Below are 3,225 nucleotides of genomic sequence, written 5' to 3' on the forward strand. Positions count from 1 at the left end.
GCTAGCTTTCCAGTTTCGCGTCCATCGTGATCTTCGCGTTCAACAGCCGCGAGATGGGACAGCCCGCCTTGGCGTTGGCCGCCGCTGTCTCGAACTTGGCCTTGTCGCCGCCCGGGATCTTCGCCGTCACGTCCAGATGGATGGCCGTCACCGTCCATCCCGCTTCCAGTTTTTCCATCGTCAGTTTGGCGTTGGTGCGGATGCTCTCCGGCGTCATGCCCGCGCCGCCCAGTTGCGCCGAAAGCGCCATGGAAAAGCAACCCGCATGCGCCGCCGCCACCAGCTCTTCCGGATTGGTTCCCGGCGCGTTCTCAAAGCGCGTAGTAAACGAGTACGGAGTGTCTTTCAGCACTCCGCTGGGCGCCGAGATAGTGCCTTTGCCGTCCTTCAGTCCGCCCTTCCACACCGCACTTGCCTGCCGCTCCATGGTGCTCTCCTTGAGAGGGATTCCTATGAGTCCGCGCCGCTCTGGGCGCAGTCCATAAAGATACCACCTTCGGTGTCAGGTCTCGGGTGTGAAGTCCCCGGGCGATTCACACTTCGCAGTTCACAGTTCACAGTTCGACGGATTCAATGATTCACTGATTCAATTTTCCCTGCCTCCTGCCTCCTGCCTCCTCGCTCTTCGCCCGTTACCAACGTGTTCACAGAACCAACTTAGTTCTTGACACTCCCACCCGCAGCGCCATAACGTTGCCGACAGTTTTAGTCCGCATTCTGGCGGATGCGGGCGGGTTCCGTTCGGCCCGCGGCTTTCACTAGCGGTTTCCTGCAAACAACCCGGTGACGCGTGGCCCGCGGCCCGACGCCGCGACGACCAGGAGGAATTGACGTCCATGGTGATGAGACCCACCCACAAGAAGCTGCGGCTCGCTCTGACTGCCATCGCCGCGCTGCAAGCCATGATCAGCTACGAGCTGGTGTTCGCGGCCATGCGTCCCGGCGGCCGGCCCGCCTTCATCTTCGGACTCCTGGGCGTGGTGTTCGCTCTGGTGAACCTCTATCTCGCCTTCAGCCTGAAGAAGCTCTTGCCCGACCACACCCGTCGCATCGTCGGACTCACCATCGCCAGTGTCCTCTGGATGGGCACCGCCTTCATCTTCGCCGTGGGCGGCCTGCGCGATCCGCGCGGCTACATGCTGTTCGGCGCCATGGTCTTCGCCTGGTACACCGTGCGCAACCTCAAGCGCGCCAAGGGCGACTTCCCCACCGCCGAGGTCGCCAAGGAAGACCTGCCCAAGCCGAAGGCGTGAATAGCAGATCTCAGCTTTCCGCTCTCCGCTTGCAGCCTTCCGGCCCACGCCGTCAGCCAGGCATTGCCATTCTTGGTTGTTGCTTTCGGAAAGCGGACAGCGCATAGCGGAAAGCGCTTTTCAGCACTTCCACTCGGTCCCGGGTACTAGGTACTGGGTACTTCTCTCAGTAGAAATCCGCGCAGCTCAGGAAGAATCCACATTGCGGGCACACCAGCTTGCAGTGCTGGTCCACCAGCCGCGACGAGCACGTCGGGCAATATTGGATGGCCTGCGCGCTCGCGGCGGCGCGCCGCGCTTCATCTGCTGAAGCCGGCTCGATTTCGCGCCGCTTAGGCGATGGAGGTTTTTCGTTCACCCGCGCATTGTAGCCCGGTTCGCATTCGCGCAGAAACAGTAAGGGGCGAGGCTTGCGCCTCGCCCCCAAAAATTCCAATCCGGCCGGACCGGCTATTCCAGCGCCTTGTTGCGCCGGTCGCGCTCTTCCAGCGTCCAGATGACGAACGTCACCACCTTGTGTCCGCCGCCGAAGTCCAGTTCATAGACCTCGGTGCCGCCGTTGCGCGAGCGGGCCACCAGGCGTCCCCACTGTCCCGGGCCTTCGAAGTCGATGGCATTCATCGCGTTGGGATGTTTGCTTACCGTCTGCCCCACGGTGGTGGTTTTGTCCAGGTGCGCGTAGATGTTCTCCAGTTGCGTGTAGTCGTGCGCATTCGGATGTTCGTTCGTCGGCGGGCCATCGGGATCGTTGGTGTAATCCATGCACGTACCCAGGTTGCCGTTGCCGAAGTTCTCGTCCTGGTGGTCGAGGCCGAAGGTATGGCCGATCTCCTGGCACATCACCAGCCGCCGCCAGGCCGTGCTGTTGTACGGCGCCCGGCTGTGGTAGTAGTCGTTGACCTTGGTGATGCCCTGCGTGATGTGCGTGCCGCCGGTGATCCAGATCTGCGCGATACCCAGCCAGCCGGTATTGCCGTAGCTCGAGCTGCAGACTTCCACTCGTCCGCTGGCCGGCCGGCAGGATTTCGGCTTGGTGCTGCCGGCAACGACGTCCGTGTTCAACACCGAGGAGGAATCCCAATCACTCGCCGCCGTCGCCAGAATCGGATCCCAGGTGGACGACACGTTATCGCCCAGCTTCAATGTGAACGGATTGCTGGTGCGGGCCCAGTGGTAGCCGCCCCAGGAGTGGCTCGCGTACAGCAGCGAGGTGGCCAGCGCGATGAGCACGAATCCCGCGCCCAGTGCGCGCACGAATGTGCGACCTGAACTTGTCATGCCGAATGCCTCCAGAATTGCCGCTTTGAACTGCCCCCAACCCCTCGTTCGGGGGACGAGAAGTATCGCAGCATCTTATGTCACAACCCCGAGTGACGCAATACCACCAAAGTGACTGTCCCTCCCTTGGCCGACCGGCCGTTAACTCATTGATAAAGCAGCTTCTAGCTCCTGGCTTTTGGCTCTTGGCTCTTGGCTCTCGGCTTATCGCTTTCCGCTTTCCGCCTTGCGCTCTCCGCCTTCAGCTCACAGTTCATGGTTCGCGGCTCGCAGTTGCCTTGATCCGCGGCCGACAGCATACTCGCTGCTCTCCTTTTGACTTTGGCCCGGCTCTATGGGACATTGCCCCGCTTCGGAGGCTCTTCATGACCCGCGCAACTCGTTTCGCCACGGCGCTTGTGCTGCTTCTCAGCGTCACGACGCTCGTTGCCGCCGCCCAGGAAGCGGCGCCGGAGAAAGCCCAGCCCGCGGCCGAATCCGCCGCCGCGTCGGAAGCCAAGGCTCCGCCGGAAGCCGCGCCCGAGTGCGGCGAGCTTTGCGACTTCATCCGCACCGTGCTCAAGGAAGCGCCCAAATCGTTCCAGGCGCTGCGCGGTGAGGTGGTCGGCATTCATCCCGCGCAGTACGCCGGCAAGCTCTCGCTTCCCGGCCTCGACTGTATGGCGCTGGCGCGGCTCTATAGCTGCTCACTGCC

The 3,225-nt window shown here is 62.4% G+C and carries 4 protein-coding genes; 2 read left to right on the top strand and 2 right to left on the bottom strand.

The features are described from left to right. Position 1: 1 nt before the first annotated feature. Complete coding sequence (locus VLE48_13685) at positions 2-427, bottom strand: OsmC family protein (GenBank protein ID HSA94061.1); 426 nt, start codon at positions 425-427, stop codon at positions 2-4. Between the two features lie 409 nt (positions 428-836). Here VLE48_13685 and VLE48_13690 point away from each other — a divergent pair, with 409 nt between their 5' ends. Beyond that, positions 837-1,253, top strand: coding sequence for a hypothetical protein (locus VLE48_13690; GenBank protein ID HSA94062.1), 417 nt, complete (start codon positions 837-839; stop codon positions 1,251-1,253). Positions 1,254-1,703: 450 nt separating this feature from the next. Here VLE48_13690 and VLE48_13695 read toward each other — a convergent pair whose 3' ends face one another. Beyond that, a complete protein-coding gene (locus VLE48_13695) occupies positions 1,704-2,531 on the bottom strand; it encodes a hypothetical protein (protein ID HSA94063.1) in 828 nt (275 codons plus the stop codon). Positions 2,532-2,896: 365 nt separating this feature from the next. Here VLE48_13695 and VLE48_13700 point away from each other — a divergent pair. Beyond that, positions 2,897-3,225 (top strand): hypothetical protein (locus tag VLE48_13700; GenBank protein ID HSA94064.1); only part of this gene is annotated, 329 nt, incomplete at its 3' end.

The organism is Terriglobales bacterium (genome assembly GCA_035454605.1).
Classification (GTDB): domain Bacteria; phylum Acidobacteriota; class Terriglobia; order Terriglobales; family Acidobacteriaceae; genus DATMAB01.

Excerpts from the sequence above, each read along its gene's own strand:
- VLE48_13685 (HSA94061.1), bottom strand. The coding sequence starts at position 427 with ATGGAGCGGCAGGCAAGTGCGGTGTGGAAGGGCGGACTGAAGGACGGC.
- VLE48_13695 (HSA94063.1), bottom strand. The coding sequence starts at position 2,531 with ATGACAAGTTCAGGTCGCACATTCGTGCGCGCACTGGGCGCGGGATTC.
- VLE48_13690 (HSA94062.1), top strand. The coding sequence starts at position 837 with ATGGTGATGAGACCCACCCACAAGAAGCTGCGGCTCGCTCTGACTGCC.